General features: G+C 43.4%; 16 protein-coding genes. 15 read left to right on the forward strand and 1 reads right to left on the reverse strand.

What is annotated here, in order from left to right; genetic code table 11:
- Positions 1 to 69 precede the first annotated feature (69 nt).
- From BM043_RS15050 to BM043_RS15085, 8 genes are all read left to right on the forward strand, one after another.
- A complete protein-coding gene (locus BM043_RS15050) occupies positions 70 to 558 on the forward strand; it encodes a DUF4168 domain-containing protein (RefSeq protein ID WP_092793090.1) in 489 nt (162 codons plus the stop codon).
- Positions 559 to 728: 170 nt separating this feature from the next.
- Complete coding sequence (gene hemH / locus BM043_RS15055; protein WP_092793114.1) at positions 729 to 1,760, forward strand: ferrochelatase; 1,032 nt, start codon at positions 729 to 731, stop codon at positions 1,758 to 1,760.
- Between the two features lie 121 nt (positions 1,761 to 1,881).
- Positions 1,882 to 3,048 carry a CynX/NimT family MFS transporter gene (locus tag BM043_RS15060; RefSeq protein ID WP_177188493.1) on the forward strand — a complete coding sequence of 389 codons (1,167 nt, stop codon included), beginning with the start codon at positions 1,882 to 1,884 and terminating at the stop codon, positions 3,046 to 3,048.
- 75 nt (positions 3,049 to 3,123) lie between these two features.
- Entirely contained in the window at positions 3,124 to 3,726 is a 603-nt protein-coding gene (locus BM043_RS15065; RefSeq protein ID WP_092793118.1) for a DUF2179 domain-containing protein, read from the forward strand.
- Positions 3,726 to 4,433: a tRNA1(Val) (adenine(37)-N6)-methyltransferase gene (locus BM043_RS15070; protein WP_092793119.1), complete on the forward strand. Its 708-nt coding sequence runs from the start codon at positions 3,726 to 3,728 to the stop codon at positions 4,431 to 4,433. Before BM043_RS15065 ends, BM043_RS15070 begins: the two co-directional genes overlap by 1 nt.
- 115 nt (positions 4,434 to 4,548) lie before the next feature.
- Positions 4,549 to 6,006 carry an IPT/TIG domain-containing protein gene (locus BM043_RS15075; protein WP_092793121.1) on the forward strand — a complete coding sequence of 486 codons (1,458 nt, stop codon included), beginning with the start codon at positions 4,549 to 4,551 and terminating at the stop codon, positions 6,004 to 6,006.
- Between the two features lie 10 nt (positions 6,007 to 6,016).
- Positions 6,017 to 8,416, forward strand: coding sequence for a TonB-dependent receptor (locus tag BM043_RS15080; RefSeq protein WP_092793123.1), 2,400 nt, complete (start codon positions 6,017 to 6,019; stop codon positions 8,414 to 8,416).
- On the forward strand, positions 8,416 to 9,483 hold the full coding sequence (locus tag BM043_RS15085) for a DUF4249 domain-containing protein (RefSeq protein ID WP_092793125.1): 1,068 nt from the start codon (positions 8,416 to 8,418) through the stop codon (positions 9,481 to 9,483). The genes BM043_RS15080 and BM043_RS15085 overlap by 1 nt, the downstream gene beginning before the upstream one ends.
- A gap of 2 nt (positions 9,484 to 9,485) precedes the next feature.
- Here the strand turns inward: BM043_RS15085 and BM043_RS15090 are convergent, their stop codons facing one another.
- Positions 9,486 to 10,829, reverse strand: a complete 1,344-nt coding sequence (locus BM043_RS15090) for a saccharopine dehydrogenase C-terminal domain-containing protein (RefSeq protein WP_092793127.1) — start codon at positions 10,827 to 10,829, stop codon at positions 9,486 to 9,488.
- Between the two features lie 120 nt (positions 10,830 to 10,949).
- On the opposite strand from BM043_RS15090, the gene BM043_RS15095 reads away from it, so the two are divergent.
- From BM043_RS15095 to BM043_RS15125, 7 genes are all read left to right on the forward strand, one after another.
- Positions 10,950 to 11,429: a cytidine deaminase gene (locus BM043_RS15095; RefSeq protein WP_092793129.1), complete on the forward strand. Its 480-nt coding sequence runs from the start codon at positions 10,950 to 10,952 to the stop codon at positions 11,427 to 11,429.
- 3 nt (positions 11,430 to 11,432) lie between these two features.
- Entirely contained in the window at positions 11,433 to 12,074 is a 642-nt protein-coding gene (locus BM043_RS15100; RefSeq protein WP_092793132.1) for an alpha/beta hydrolase, read from the forward strand.
- A gap of 98 nt (positions 12,075 to 12,172) precedes the next feature.
- Positions 12,173 to 12,610, forward strand: coding sequence for a UPF0158 family protein (locus tag BM043_RS15105; protein WP_092793134.1), 438 nt, complete (start codon positions 12,173 to 12,175; stop codon positions 12,608 to 12,610).
- Positions 12,611 to 12,903: 293 nt separating this feature from the next.
- Positions 12,904 to 13,128, forward strand: coding sequence for a hypothetical protein (locus BM043_RS19410; protein ID WP_143189550.1), 225 nt, complete (start codon positions 12,904 to 12,906; stop codon positions 13,126 to 13,128).
- Complete coding sequence (locus BM043_RS15115) at positions 13,129 to 14,292, forward strand: BF3164 family lipoprotein (RefSeq protein WP_092793138.1); 1,164 nt, start codon at positions 13,129 to 13,131, stop codon at positions 14,290 to 14,292.
- Positions 14,293 to 14,647: 355 nt separating this feature from the next.
- Complete coding sequence (locus tag BM043_RS15120; RefSeq protein WP_092793139.1) at positions 14,648 to 15,145, forward strand: GNAT family N-acetyltransferase; 498 nt, start codon at positions 14,648 to 14,650, stop codon at positions 15,143 to 15,145.
- Between the two features lie 28 nt (positions 15,146 to 15,173).
- Entirely contained in the window at positions 15,174 to 16,754 is a 1,581-nt protein-coding gene (locus BM043_RS15125) for a M1 family metallopeptidase (protein WP_092793143.1), read from the forward strand.
- The last annotated feature ends 1 nt before the right edge of the window (position 16,755 follow it).

Raw genomic sequence — 16,755 nt, forward strand, 5'->3', positions numbered from 1 at the left:
TGGATATTGTTGGGGACCTTACATAGAATTTGTTAACTTTAAGTAATTGAAACCAACATCTATTACATTATGAATTTTAAAATCACGATTAAATCTCTATCCTTTCTAGTTCTTTCAGTTGTTTTTTTATCAGCTTCAGCTTTTGCACAGCAAATGACTCCCCCTCAGGCACCGGTTCAGGATGACTTCTCTGATTCTGAAATTGAATCCTTTGTAAAAATCAACGAAGAAATTATGCCTGTTCAGGAAAAAGTCCAGCAGAACATGGTCAAAACTATCCAGGATAATGGCATGGAAGTGCCCCGCTTTCAGGAATTGGCACAAGCACAGTCTGCCGGTACGTTAAGAGAGGCAACTGAAGACTTGGACGAAATCGAAAAATTTAATACGATCGGTCAGGAAGTGATGAAACTACAGCAGGATATGCAGGTAGAGGTCCAGGGAATCATCGAAAAAAGTGATATGCCCGCAGAAAAATTCGAAGCGATTTATATGGCTTATAACACGAGTCCCAAAGTAAAAGAGAAAGTGGATAAACTCTTGAAAAAAGATCAATAATCGATTTTCACTCGACATTGTGAGCCAAGATTAATGCTCAAGCTTTAAACAATTAGCCCCTTTTTTGGGGCTTTTTTATTGCTTTTATCGAAAGCTCTTCGATACTTTCTATTCGATATTTGCAACCAAAGCTTCTATTTTTGGCTTTTAAACAAAAAAATAATTGTCTCATGGCGAAAGCAAAAGGAAAGATTGGGGTATTGCTGGTGAACCTCGGAACACCCGATAGCACCAAAACCGGGGATGTCAGAAAATACCTCCGCGAATTTTTAATGGACGGTAGGGTGATTGACTTTCCTTTTATCCCGCGCTGGATGTTGGTCAATCTGATAATTGCGCCATTTAGAGCCCCAAAATCCGCTGGAGAATATCGTAAACTCTGGACGGATCGAGGCTCTCCGCTATTGTTCCACACCCAAGATTTGAAAGATAAACTGGTTGCCAAATTGGACCCCAAAGAATACCTGGTCAGTATGGCCATGCGCTATCAAACTCCGAGTATCGAGTCAGGACTCAAAGAGCTCATGGATGCCAAAGTCCGAAAAATCATCGTAGTGCCGCTTTTCCCTCAATATGCATCGGCCACCAATGGTTCGGTGATTGATCGGGTGATGGAGATCGCGCGAACTTGGCAGATTATTCCGGAGATGACTTTTGTAAGCAATTACGTGGATCATCCGTTGTTTCTGGAAGCTTGGGCCGAGTTAGGCCGGGAAGCCATGCAAAAGCAGGATTATGACAAATTTGTCTTCTCCTACCATGGATTGCCGGAGCGACAAATCAGAAAGGGTTCCGTGGATGGCTACTGTCAGCTAGGAGCATGCTGCAATAAATATGGATTGAAAAATCAATTTTGCTATCGTGCGCAGTGTTTTCAGACTACCCGGTTGGTAGCAGAAAAGCTGGGTTTACCTGATGATAAAGTACTTACTTGCTTTCAGTCCCGGCTTGGCAAAGATCCCTGGGTCAAGCCCTATACCGAAGACGTAATCAAGGAACTAGCAAAGGACGGGATCAAAAAGGTGTTAGTATTTTCACCTGCATTTGTGGCGGATTGTTTGGAGACTACCGTGGAAGTGGGAGAGGAGTACAAGGAGCAGTTTGAAGAATTGGGAGGAGAGCATTGGGATTTGGTGCCGAGCTTAAACTCAAGCGATACCTGGGTCAACTGTGTCAAAGATCTGGTCGAAAGCCGAGCTTAATTGGGCTTCCTTCATTCAAAAAATAAGATTAAATCAGCAACAGTTTTTGTCCTGTTTCTGATTTTTCTTTTTAGTTTCTCACCCTAAAAATTCCTATCTAGATTACCCAAAAACCATCACCTTGACACCAGCACAAAAAACCCAGATTCTGTTGATTTTGGGCATTGTTTTTATCTCGATTAATCTCAGGACCTCCATTGCCTCCGTGGGGCCTTTGATCCCATTTATCCGGGAAGACTTGGGGATTTCCAATGGATTGGCTGGTTTTCTGACGACTTTGTCCCTGATCACCTTTGCGATTTTCTCCCTTTTTGCTCCCCGTATCGGCAAGTATTTGGGCCATGGACGAGCGATTTTTCTTGGGATATCGATTTTGTCGATCGGCGTGGTAATTCGGGTTTTGGGTGGAGTGAATTTGCTTTTCTTTGGTACCGCCCTTACGGGAATTGGGATCGTGATCGCCAATGTGCTGATGATTCCCTTTTTTAAGGCAAAAATTCCCCACAAACTCGGGTTGATGACGGCGATATTGTCCACCGGAATGTCCCTGTTTGCTGCGATAGCATCTGGAATCAGCGTTCCCTTGGCCTTGGACCTGGGTATGGGCTGGAGAGGTTCATTGGCTTCATGGTCAGTGTTGATGGTTTTGGCCCTGGTGCTTTGGATCCCACAATTGGACCCAAGACCTACTGCCGCACAGCGCAGTATTTTTCCCGGAAAAAATGTCTGGAAATCCAGACTGGCCTGGCAAGTCACCTTATTTATGGGAGCACAGTCGGTGATGTATTTTACCATGGTAACTTGGCTACCGGATATGCTGATCGCCAAAGGCATGAGTCCAACGCACGCCGGTTTGGCTTTGTCTTACATGCAGATGATTTCCCTGATCGGAACATTTTTTGCCCCCGAAATTCTAATGCGCCTTAAGCAGCAATCTGTGGTTATCATCGGAGTGGCAATTGGATATTTTGTGGGATTTAGTTTGCTTTTTTTCAGTCAAAGTGTAATAATTTTTACTGCATTGACCATCGTTGGGATCGGTAGTGGAGCCAGCTTGAGTATCGCTTACACCCTGATTTCCTTGCGAACTGCCGAAGATCAAACGACCGCCCGGCTATCCGGTATGGTTCAGTCGGCGGGTTATGTATTAGCTGCTTTGGGTCCCTTGCTTTTTGGAATTTCCCTCGATTTCATCGGTAATTGGGATTTGCTGATTTGGTTTTTGCTGCTGATGAGCGTACAGTTTTTGTTTTTTGGTATTCCTGCCGGAAAAGACCGTAAAATCTAGCTTCCTTCAAGCGAAATCGAAAAGGCCATCCATAATTCTCGTACCTTTGCGGCTCAAATCAGAATTAAAAAAGCCATGCAAGATTTTCTATACAATTTGGGAGTGTCAGAACAGCTATTTAATTACCTGATTATGCCTGCCCTGATCTTTATTGCCCGGGTAGGTGACGTCTCGATCAATACCCTCCGGATCATGTTCATGATGAACGGGAAAAAGAATATCGCTCCCGTCCTTGGTTTTTTTGAAGCCTTGATCTGGCTCTTGGCGATTGGGCAGATTTTTCAAAATATCAATAACCCGATGTCCTATGTGGCTTATGCTGCTGGATTTGGTACGGGTACGTACGTGGGGATGTATTTTGAAGAAAAATTGGCTTTAGGCCGGGTATTGGTCCGTGTAATCACTCCCGCAACCCAGCACGAACTGATGGAGTTTATGAAGGATCGGAATTATCGATTTACCAACGTGGGTGCCGAAGGTCGATTTGGGAAAGTTAATTTGCTTTTTACCGTGATGAAACGGGAGAATCTCAAAGAATTTATCGCCAAAGTAAAATCCGTGGATGAGAAAGCGTTTTATACCATAGAAAGTGTCAAACGGGTATCGGAGGATGATTTGAATGTCATGGAGGATAAGCCGCGATTCCGAACCAGACTTTTTAGCAAAGCCCGTGCTTGATGGGAAATTCCTGGTTTGATTTCCAGCAGTTTCGGGTGGAGCAGGATCGCTGTGCGATGAAAATCTCCACAGATGCTGTGCTTTTGGGAGCACTTGTGGAGGCAATTGATGGAGATCAAATTTTGGATATTGGTACCGGCACAGGTGTCATCGCTTTGATGCTGGCTCAGCGATTTCCAGGCTCCTTATTTACCGCTGTGGAGCTGGATGCTGAAGCGGCTACACAGGCTTCTGATAATTTTCAAAAAAGTCCCTTTTCCAATCGGATACAACTTGTCCATGGAGCCGTCCAAGATTTTAGAAGGGAGGAAAAGTTTGAGGTGATCGTGTCTAACCCTCCTTTTTTTCCAGATCATCTTAAGTCTATTGATCCCCAGCGAAATCGAGCGCTGCACACGGGAGAATTGAGTTTTTTGGATTTGGGAAAAGCGGTTTCTGAATTGCTGAAACCCAATGGTCGGTTTTTTGTGATTTTGCCTCCTCGGCAGATGAATGAATTGAAAGTAGTAATGGAGAAATTGGGGCTGTTTCCCTTTATTGAGTTTTTAATCAGAGATCGATCTGATCTGCCGATTCATCGGGAGGCGGTGGGATTTGAATTCCAATCGGGGAGTTTTTCCCAATTTCCCCTTTGTCTGAAAAATGATTCTGGAGCGTATTCCGATGAATATAAAAGGCTGATTTCAGGATTTCTGTTGGGATATTGATTTTACCGGACAATTTCAAAACCGGATTTCAAATATATTTTGTTAAAAAACAAAAGGGCTGTTGCTGAAGTACTTTTAATCTCTATTTTTGAAATTAAGTTTTAGGGATCAACTCATGAGGAAAATTTTATCAGTAGCGGTTTTGGCCGTGTTTTTTTTAGGTATTGGCTGTGATCAGGAGATAGATGAAACATTGGTCGTTCAGACGGAGGACTTGCTCTTCGTCAGCGGTGAACAAGTTCGGGCATCGGGAAGAGTAATCAGCGGTCAGGCAGTGTCTTTGGCAGATCATGGATTTTACCTTTCGGAGGATAGTGATTTTTCGAATCCGACGGTGATTTCCCTAGGAGCCAAAGATGGACCGGGGAGATTTATCGGTGAAACGGCAGGTCTAAAGTCCGGAGCAAATTATTTTATCAAATCATTTATGGATCTCAAGGGAGAGGTGGTATTCGGGAATGTGGTGGAGTTTTCTACCTTAAATGCCGATTTGGACTCCTTTTCCCCTGATTTTTCGGTTCCCGGTGAGGAGTTGGTGATTTTAGGAAGGAACTTTACTTCTGATACGCAAGTGTTTTTTGGGAAGAATAAAGCCGAAGTACTCGAAATCAGATTGGAAAGTCTTATTCGCGTACGTATTCCAACTTCTCAAGAGAGATTGGTTACTATTCGGGTTGTTTCTCAGGGGAATGATTTAGTCTTTGGAGATCAATTTGAATATCAGTCTGGAAGTTTTGAACTGATGACTGAGTTTCCTGAGGCGATTCGGCTTTATGAAAATGTGTTTTTTCAAAATTCCGAAGGATTTTGGATTGGATTGGGCTTAGCCAAAGGAGGAGAGTTGATTTCCTATTTTCAGCGCTATCAACCTACAACCAATCAATGGGACCGGATAAATTTTCCCGGTATTCCTCGATCCTTTGCTTTTGCCACGGAGCATTACCTGGGTGGCGGAGTGATAGAAGTTGGCCGGGACGAGTTTGATCCAGAATACAGCTTTTATGAGATTACGGAGGATGGTTTTCAGAGATTGGAAGATTTGGATTTTATGAGTCGGGATTCCAAGGCCTTTGAGGTAAATGGCGAACTGTATCTGCTGGGTTCGCAAATCGGAGGACCACCCTATTTTAGAAAATACAACCCCTCCAGTAGAACCTGGTTAGCGTTGCCTTCGCCTCCAGAATTATTTAATGCCTCTCATGTGCATTTTATTAAGGATCAAATGGTCTATTTGATCAGCTCCAACCATGCACTCTGGACTTACCATGTCCAATCACAAACTTGGGCTGAAGTGGGTCAGTATCCGGGGACTTTGGGCCTGGGCTATGGAATGGGTCAGGTCATCGGCGAAAAGGCCTATGTTGGGCTTTATCGGAGAAGCGGTGAGCTTTGGGAACTTGATTTGGGGACCTTAGAATGGGAGCCAAAAAACTCCCTACCCACTATTCCTCAGGGGGTGGTAGTCGGTCATTTCCAAAAGGATGATTTTCTCTACATTATGCGGGTTCCCGATATCAACTTGCAGGGCGATTTCCCGATGGAAATGTATCGATATGATCCGGAGGGTATTTAATCAACGTACTATGAAGAAATTTTTACCACTCTTTTTTCTATTCATCCTCCAAGCTGCTTTTGCGCAGGAAACCATCAAGCGACTGGTTATTGGTCGGGACATCGGGCAATTGAAGGATATCCGAATATCCGGACGGATTATCGATGAGATTACTGGAGAAGCATTAGTCGGGGCAACGGTAACGGTACCTGAATTGGATCAGGTGAAAGTCACCGATCCCAATGGAGGTTTTGAATTGGTTTTGGACCGGGCGGAGTACAATCTGGAATTCCGTTTTGTAGGATATGAAACCATCCGCTATCCGATCACTGCAGTCGGAGATGGGCGACTGTCGATTCGAATGATCCAGGAAGATTTTGAACTCGACGATGTGGTGATTTACGGTCGTGATCCGGAGAAAAACATCCGATCTACGGATATGGGTGCGATTACCTTGAGCGTGAATTCCATGCGTGAACTTCCTCCTTTTTTAGGAGAAGTAGACATCATTCGGTCTATGGCTACACTTCCTGGAGTTTCCCAGGTAGGTGAAGCAGCTGCCGGTATCAATGTCCGTGGAGGCGGGGCTGATCAAAACCTGATCCAATATGCCGGAGCTCCCATTTACAATCCTACGCACCTATTTGGCTTGTTTACTTCTTTCAATCCAGATGTGGTCAACGACGTGACGCTATACAAATCGGTGATTCCTCCTCGATTTGGAGGAAGGGGTTCTTCTATTTTGGACATTCTCCCCAAAACCGGTGCGCTAGACCGCTGGGGAGGAGATTTGATGCTAAGTAATATCTCGGGGAAAGTGGGAATCAATGGACCTCTGGTCAAAGATAAAATCTCATTCCGGGGTGGATTCAGAGCCTCCTATATCAATTGGTTTTTAAAGTCACTAAGTAATCCTGATCTGCGGAATTCGCAAGCCAATTTTTATGATGGGAATGTAGTTATTTCTGCACCAATCAGCGACTCCAATGAATTTACCTACAGTTTTTATACTTCTTATGATGATTTTGCTTTTGCCTCGGATACGACCATTTCCTGGCAAAATAATTCCCATTCCCTGCAGTGGAAAAGCAAAATAAACGAAAGGTTAAGTTTGGAGGCATTGGGCTATTATACCCAGTACGACTACAGTATTTTTAACCGATCGGGAATCAGTGACTTTGATCTGAATTCGGGAATTATTGATTTTGGGGGAAAGGTATTTTTCCAATATCAACTCAATCCTACCCATAAATTCACTTTCGGAGGAGATATTAAAAACCTTCAGATCCAGCCTGGGGAATTGGTGCCATCGGATTCTCAGGAATCTGGAATTTTACCCAAAAAAGTCCAAAATGAATACGGATTGGAATCAGGGGCCCATGTTCAACATGAATTTGAAATTGGGGAAAAGATCGGAATGACCTATGGATTGCGCTACGATATGTACAGTTACCTAGGTCCTCGGACAGTCCGGCAATACGCCGAAAATCAAGCCAAATCCGACGGATCGGCAATCGGTGAGCAGGGCTACGGAGAGGGAGAAAAAATCATCGACTACTCCGGACTGGGACCTCGTGGATCGATTCGGTATTCCCTTTCCAAAGCGAGTTCGATCAAGGCAGGGTACAACAAAATGTATCAGTTTATCCATTTGATTTCCAATACGGCGACCATAGCTCCCACGGACTTTTGGAAGCTGAGTGATGAATTTCTAGCCCCTCAGATCGTCGATCAATATTCGCTTGGATTCTATAATAATTTCAAAGGGAATATTTTTGAAACGTCCATAGAAGTGTATTATAAGGACATCCAAAATGTGGTAGAATACAAGGATGGCGCAAATCTGATCATGCAGAATTTCCTGGAAACCGAGCTGGTTCCTGCCCAAGGACGAGCTTACGGAATTGAGCTTTATGCCAAGAAAAACCTGGGGAGATTGACCGGGTGGATTTCTTATACCTATTCGCGAAGTCTCCGTCGGGTGATTACTGCTTTCGAAGAGGAGATCATCAACGATGGGGAATGGTTTGCTTCCAATTTTGACAAACCCCATGACATCACTTTGATCGGAAATTACAAGGTAAGTACAAATACGTCCATATCCGCCACATTCGGATATAGCACAGGAAGGCCGGTTACATTTCCTGAGGCCAAATTTGACTATTCCGGCAATTCCTTGGCCTATTTTGATCGGAGAAATGAACAACGACTTCCGGATTTTCACCGATTGGATTTCTCCGTCAATTTCAAATTCAGAGGAGAAAGCAAATTTGCCGATGGAGACTGGACCTTTTCGGTCTTGAATGTGTACGGGCGAAGAAATCCATTCTCCCTCTTTTTTGTGGATGAAACCGGCGCACCTCCCCAAGCTAACCGATTGGCCATATTGGGAGTGCCGCTTCCAAGTTTAAGTTATTCGATTGCATTCTGATGAAAAAGCTAACCAAGTTTTTATTTGCCTTTCTTTTGATCTCCTCCGCATGTGTGGATCCTTTTGAGGTGGAAATCCCAGGCGAGGAGCAACTGCTGACCGTGGAGGCAGTCCTCACATCCGAACCGGGAAGACAACGGGTGAGATTGACGAGAAGCGATCGGTATGGGTCTGTCTTTGAAGGGTTGGTCAGACCGGTGACCGGTGCCACGGTGATCGTGAGGGATGATTTGGGAAAGGTGAGTTTTCTCGAGGAGGATTCCGATGAGCGGGGTTCTTACTTTACCGATCCCAGTTTCGCAACAGAAGTGGGTCGATCTTATTCCTTGCAGATTCAAACTTCCCAAGGTGCGGTTTACAGTTCTTTTCCAGAGCAAGTCAATGCCGTGCCGGAGATCAATTCTGTGGAGCTGGAAACTATTCGGATTCCCGCGGAAGGGGAGGAAAATGACCGTTCGGGAGTACAGATTTTAGCGGAAATCTCGGATCCGGAGGAGGAGAATAATTTTTATTTCTGGAGAAATGGCCCCTCCGTTTATGTATTGGAAACCCGTCCGGATCTTTTCACTCCCCGTCCATCTGATAGTAATCCCAGCCGGGATCCCCAGCCCAAGGAATGCTGCATTACCTGCTATCGCTCCGAAATGGTCGGAAATCAGGGGATATTTATTGCTAATGATGACAATTTCAATGGCTTGACTACTCGGATACCCGTTGGCTTTATTGAAGATGATGGGCTTCGATTTGTAAATACCTATCGGGTGGATTTACGGCAGATTAGTATTTCTCAGGAGGCTTATCGGTTTTTACGCTTGGTCAAGCAGCAGACCGAGATCAGCGGCTCTGTATTTGATCCTCCCCCGGCAAACATCCGCAGTAATATGATCAACTTGGAAGATCCTGATGAAGTCGTGTTGGGCTATTTTATCGCCGGAGCGGAATCGGTCAGGAGGATTTATATCGATGCAGCCCAGCTTGACTTTGTCCAGCCCAAAACCATTATTCCGGATGATTGTAGAGAGGTAGAAGGCGCCCAACTAAATCCTCCGGCGGATTGGAACCCCTGATTTTAAAGCCTTAAAGGAGGCTCTTCGGTTTTTTCGGTAAAGACAATGCCTTCTTTTTCCAATCGCAGCAATATCGGATCATAAATTTCCGCTAAGATAGGGAGGCGAAGGCCTTTTGCAGTGATTTTTCCATCCAAAAATAAATCTACGGCCATGGCAAGAGGAAGGCCGACTGTTTTTGCCATTGCAGTATAGGTGGAATTTTCTCCTTTGCAGACCAGACTGGAAGTCAATTTCCGAATTCCCGATTGACTTTTGATTTCAAAAAGATGCTGCATCACAATCATATCCCGATCATCTTCATCCAGGGCCCAGTCGATTTCGAGAATATCCTGAAGGATTTCAGCTGGTGTTCCCGTGGTTCTGGGGAGTTTTCGATCGGAGAAAAAGCCCAGCCATTGGATTTTCTCAAAAGTTTCGTAATCCATTTCGGGAATTAGTGAGGTCAGTTTTTCTTCGACGCTTCGATTTGGGTCAAAGGGAAGAAAACTGTTTAAAAATTCACGTAAACTACTTTCTGCAGGTCTAGTAAGGCTGAGACTTTCGTCGGTCATTCCTAATTGTACAAAAACATCCCAAGCCTTGCAAAAGCCTTCCCTTCTCAGCGTTCCACGCAATAATGTCGGGATGTCAAGAAGCCCATAGATTTCCCGATATTCCAAACTGTCCCGATTGGGATAGCCATCGAAATTCCCAATTCCATCCACCTGAATTTTTTCAATCCTTCGGAATAGTTGATGATATGGGACATATTTAAGCTGGGATTGCTCTACATACCGGGAAAGACCCTTTCCGGCCAAAACTACATTTCTGGGATTCCAGGTAAACTTATATTTCCAGGGATTGTCTTCACTTTCGGGCGCCAAAAGTCCTCCCGTGAAAGACTTGAAGGAAATGATTTCTTCTCCATTGGCTTTGACTTCATTGATGATTTTCATCGCGGACATGTGGTCAATTCCCGGGTCTAGCCCGCATTCATTGAGAAATAGCAGGCCTTTTTGTTCGATTTCTGATCGCATGGCGCGGAGCTCCTTGGATTCGTAAGAAGCAGAGAAAAAGTGCCTGCCCAAGTCCAAACAATCCTTGGCAATCATGGGATGCATCATGGCCGGAAGCATGGAAATCACCACATCGGACTCTTGAATAAGCATTCTTCGGTTTTCCGCATCCTCGATGTCCAGTTTTTTGGCAAAGGTATTTTTACGGGTTTTAAGCCTTTTTTTGGCTAAATCGGGATCAAGGTCAGCCAAAGTTAGCGTTCGGTCTTTGGAACTACAGCTATCGGCAAGAAAATCAATTAAATAAGTGGACGATTTGCCTGCTCCAATAATCAAAATTCGGTGCATAGAAGAAGAATTAGTAAGCTAAATTGGAAAATAAAACCGGCCCAAAAAAGGCAAATGATCTTCTTTTGGCAAACAATTCCTTACTTTATCCGTTCGATTTCACCCATCTTCTACTTAAAAATGGAAAAATTGACACAATCAAATGAAATTGAAGTGCTGACCCTGGCGGAGTTGACCGAGGAGGAACTGCAACTTTTGGAAAAGGCAAAAGCCATCAGTGTGCAGGCTTATGCGCCTTATTCTAATTTTCAAGTGGGAGCTGCGGTGCTTTTGGAAAACGGTAAAATCCTACAGAGTAGCAATCAGGAAAATGTGAGTTTTCCGGCAGGAGTATGTGCGGAGCAACTGGTACTGGGCTATGCCGGGGCAAATTTCCCGGACCAGGCGGTCAAAATTCTGGCCATTGCCGCACGGAGAACAGGGGATGAAGTTTGGGCCAAAGTTTCCCCATGCGGTATTTGTAGGCAAAATATCAATGAGGTAGAGCAACGGTTTAAATCACCGATTCGGATGGTTTTTTTGAGACCGGATGGGCTGGTGTACCGAATGGAGGGAATCAAGCACCTATTGCCACTGAAATTTGACGATTTGACCAGCTGAGCATTGAAGAAATCCATTAAATTTCCTTTCGAGGCGCAGTATTCCCTTTCGCATGAACCTGCCGGAAACGAAACTGACTTGTGGGTACTTTTTCATGGATATGGGCAACTTTCCGAATTTTTTATCCGAAAATTCTTGCTCTTTGATAATGATCAGCGCTTGTTTCTGGCTCCGGAAGGAACCAATTACCAGTACTTGTCCGGATTTGAGGGTCGGGTGGGGGCCAATTGGATGACGAAATACGAGCGGGAAACTGCCATTGCCAACAATCAGCGCTATTTGGATCAGTTGATGGAGGAGATTTTGGGAAGCTTTGAGAAATTACCAAAAATTCATGTCTTGGGATTTTCTCAGGGAGCAGCTACGGCAAGCCGATGGGCCAGTCAGTGGTCGGGCAAAATTTCAACCTTGGTCCTCTGGGCGGGGGGATTTGCCCATGATATGAAGATCGAAGGCGCCAAAGAAAAATTTTTTGACACAAAAATTACGATGATTTATGGAAATCAGGATGAATTCTTGACTCCGGAAAGTATTCAAAAACAGGAGGAATGGCTTAGCATTTTGGAGAAAAAGCCCGAGAAAATCACTTTTGAAGGAGGACATGAGCTAAATGAAGCGGTTTTGGAAAAATTTTTCAAAAAATGATTGATTCGGTTAATTTTTGGCTTTACTGTTGCTTTTGCTAAAACAATTTGTAACCCAACTGACTTTGATTATTTTTCCTAAAATTTTCTAAACCACCAATGCTTTCGCTGACAGAAAAAGAGGTAGATCACATCGCTGCCCAATTACTCAAAGGAATGGTCTGTTTCTATCAGATCGATAAGAAAAAGATCCATCAAATGCCTGATGATGAGGATTATTTCAATTATGATCTGACCGAAGAGGAGGAAGATATCCTCGACGAAATCGATGCCGAACCGGACAATTTTGCCGAATTCACCAAAATGGAGCAGGCCCAAGAGCACCAGATTATGCAGGATTTTATCGACCGGAAGGTAAAAGAACGAAATCTAGCCGAAGAGCTCGTCAATTCCCTGACCAAACCCAAGTCCATGACAGCTTTTAAATTTCTGATCGATGAGTCTAAGTATAAATCCGAATGGAATGAATACCGAAAAGAAAAGTATAGGGATTGGGTCAAGGAGCAGGTGGACAGCTTCAACTACGCCGAGGATTAAGAATGGGCCGCCAGAAATGGCGGCTTTTTTGTAGATATGATGGGCTTAATCGGTGAGTTTCTGCTTTGAGGTAAACTTTTGGTTTTCCTGCTTCTCCAGAAGCTGGAATTATTGTGTCATCAATGTCAATCTATAAACAAAATCATCCTTTAGTCCTGACTGAACAAGTATTTTTTCAGCATTCACAGGCTAGCTACCGCTTGCAAAAAAAAACACCGCCCCTGTATTTTTATTCGCACCGGATTAGGGTATTTTTTAGTTTAAATTTTCATCACAACCAAAACAAATTTATTATGAAAAACAAAATTAAAGTATTCGGTCTTGGTTTAGGGGTCTTTGCAATGTCCTTTGGCTTTTTTTCAATCAACCCTTCATTTGCTCAGGAGGATCAGGATGATCCCGGAATGGGCGAGCCACACCATATTTGTTGCCAATCTAATTCATCAGGATGTACTGATTTGGGAGGTGGTTATTGGCCAACTGATGAATCAAGATATGCGGTAACTTGTACCAGGTAAATGCAACGTTATTTTAAAACAAAATCCTGGCTTTCTAAGTCAGGATTTTTACATTTTAGTATGAAAAAAGTAGCTAATTGGGGAGTGTTAATTTTTACATTATTATATGTCTCTTGTTGTTCTGACCGTGAAGAAAACAAATTTTTAGAAATAGAAAAAAGTGATAAGGTATTTAATCTTAAGGGTGAGAAATTCTATTTTCCTGAGATCATTAATCCCTTATTTATTAATGCAGTAGGTGATTATTTGATCATTTCAGAAAATAGGCGAAATGATCCAAAGTACCCACTTATACGAATCCTAAAAAAATCACCCTTAGGCTATCATTCATCGAAAGGGAAATCAGGATTTGGACCCTTTGAGATTCCGGATGCGACCTTGGTTGAGCCGGGAAAAAATGATTCTACTTTTACCGTGTACAGCGGGATGGCTAAAACCTTCACTGACTTTTCACTGACAGACACATCATTGTTAGGAATTGATCAATATAAGCAGCCAGAAGGGATGTATGAAGTGTTTAATATGTTTCATGCTACAGATAGTACCATTTTAGGGATAAAGTCCATAGACGAAAATCGATTGGTGGAAATTTCCTTGAAGGATGGGGAGAAGTTAGCAGGGTACGGTAACTGGGAAAAAATCCCTGATACTGATCATTTAATAGATTATACAGATCCTATCGTAAACTATCATTTAGGGGAAATCAATAAGGGCTGGTTTAGGGGAAATAGAGAAGTTGGACTATTTGTAAAGGCAAGCATCTATCGGGACAGGCTAGAAATATTTGACTACAACGATAAAGAGTTTACGATAGTGGAAGGGCCGAGACTGGAACTGCCAAAATTTGAAATAGTGCCTTCTGGAGCAAATTCAGTGGTTATTTTTGACATACAAAACAAATACGGTCATCGGGATGTCTATATCGATGATAAATACATTTATGATTTATATGGTGGTTTTAACGAAGAAGAAATACAAAAGACAAATGAAGTTGCCAAAACCATTTATATTTTGACACATTCAGGCGATGTGGTGGGAAAATTAAATCTGGACATTTCCATAAGAGGAGTGGTCGTTGACTTAAATCTTCAGAAAATATACGGCATAACCACGGATGAAGATCCGGGTATAGCAGTTTTTGAATTGCCTTCTGAGTTTTTGTAATTAGGTGGTTTTTCAAGTAACTTTTAATGAAGACTATTAACTAGAAAAATATGGATTAGGCCTTTAGGTCAAAGGTTGATTTTTTGATTGCTGGCTTATTCACGGGTCTATCTTGACTTTTTAAGAAAAATTCTTGTTCCAAGGCTTTGATGAGAAAGCAGGAAAAATAAAAGCTGTGAGTGGGGACACCCATAGCGGCGATGACTCAGACAACGTGGGTTGAAGTTTGTGAATTTTTCCCTATCCAAAGATAACCTTGGTCACCACCGATCAGTTTTGTAAAACCAATTCAAATTTGTGTTTCGATAATCCACCAATTTTTCTTAGTTTCAGAAAGGGTTTTTAGACCAAAAAGATGAACCAGTTGGAAAATATTACGATCCGTCATGAATTGAGACCGGGGGATTTGGGCCAGGTAGTCGAACTTCATGGACGGATTTACGCGGATGAACATGGCTTTGGATTAGGTTTTGAAGCCTATGTGATGGACAGCCTATTGGAGTTTTATGGACAGTATGATCCTCAGCGAGATAAGGTTTGGATTGTGGAAGATCAGGGGAAAATGGTGGGTTTTCTGCTTTTGATGCACCGACAAGATCAGCAGGCTCAGCTCCGCTATTTTATCCTGGAGAAGCCCTATCGTGGTCAGGGACTGGGCAAAAAACTGATGCAAGATTGGATGGATTTTTATCAAGAAAAGGGCTACAAAGGGGCCTACTTATATACTACCTTGGGTTTGGAACCCGCAGCAAAAATTTATGAGCAATTTGGTTTCAAAAAAATCTCCCAAATGAAATCCAAGACCTTTGGCGTCAATATTTTGGAAATTCTTTTTAGACTAGAAAACAAATAGTTTTAGCCTTCAGCTATTCCAAACTCCAATGAAAAAACACCTGAATCTTATCACCCTACTGCTCTTTAGTTTTTCTGCTTTGCAAGCCCAATCCTGGGACTGGGGCGGTCCCATCGATCCCCTGCAAACCAAATTTAAGGTAGTTCAATATCGGCTCGACTTGGAGATCCTGCCCAACGAGCAATCCATTCGTGGTTCGAATACCATTGTGTTTGAAGCTAAGGAAAAACTCGATACGCTCCGATTGCAATTAATCGACGAGTATGAGGTGGAGAAAGTGCTGATGGATGGAAAAGAAGTCGAATTTTTTCATCAAAATGATGTACTTGATATCCTGCCGATTGACTGTACTTGTAATGAAGTAGAGGTGTTTTACGGAGGGAAAACCCCCATCGCACAAAATCCACCTTGGAAAGGTGGCTTCACTTGGGAAAAAGATCAATTGGACAATCACTGGATGGGGCTTTCCTCTCAGGGGGAGGGAGCAAAAATCTTCATGCCCGCATTGGACCATCCATCGAGCGAACCAAGCGAGGGGGTTGAGTTGAGATTCACCGTTCCCAAGCCCTATTTCGTTGCGGCAAATGGGCGATTGATAAGCGAAAAATCTGAAGGCGACCAATCAATTTATCATTGGGTGACGGATTATCCCATCAATAATTACAATGTGAATTTCACGGTGGGAATTTTTCACGGGGAGGAGAAATGGTTTGAATCATCTTCCGGACAGCAGATTCCCATGATGGTGTATGTGTTGCAGGAAAATAAAGCCAAAGCGCCAGTCCTGCTTTCGGTTTTGGAAGAGAGTGCAAGTACCCATGAAAAGTACTTTGGACCTTACCCTTTTCCAGAGGATAAAATAGCCGTCGTGGAGACACCCTATCTGGGTATGGAGCATCAGACTATTAATGCTTACGGAAACAACTTCCAATTTGTACCGCTCGGGGATACCCAGTACGATTGGCTGCTGCATCATGAACTCGGGCATGAGTGGTTTGGCAACAAAATCTCGGTGGGGGATTGGGCGGATATGTGGATTCATGAGGGCTTGACCGCCTACGGAGATTGGTTGTTTTATTGGGAGCATGGAGGAGAAGACGCTTATTTCGAAAAAGTAACTGCGGAGTCCAGACATATTCCCCATGATAGGCCGGTGGTCAGTCGTCCCAATAGCACTGAAAAAGAGGCTTACCATCCGGAGATTTACAGCAAAGGGGCCATGGTTATTCATTCCCTGCGGGGGATTTTAGGGGATGAAGTATTCTTTCCCATGCTCAAAGGTTTTGTCGCAGATGAGCGTTTTGGGTATCAAAACCGGGTCGATACGCGTGATTTCACCGAATTTGTCAAAAACTATGCTGAGCGGGATTTGGATGCTTTTTTTGATTTTTACCTCTATAGCACCCAGCTCCCTGAGCTGGTAATAAAGAAGAAAGGAAAGAAGGGCTGGGCGATTAGCCTGAAGGGAATTGATTTTACTCTACCGGTAGAGGTAAAAACGGAGGCGGGGGTTCAAAAAATCGAGTTGGGGGAAAAATCAGTAATGGTTAAAGCCATCGAAGAGCCCGAAGTAGATCCCAAAGCTTGGCTGATGCTGAACAGAAAATAAA

It is taken from the genome of Algoriphagus hitonicola, assembly GCF_900113375.1.
Classification (GTDB): domain Bacteria; phylum Bacteroidota; class Bacteroidia; order Cytophagales; family Cyclobacteriaceae; genus Algoriphagus; species Algoriphagus hitonicola.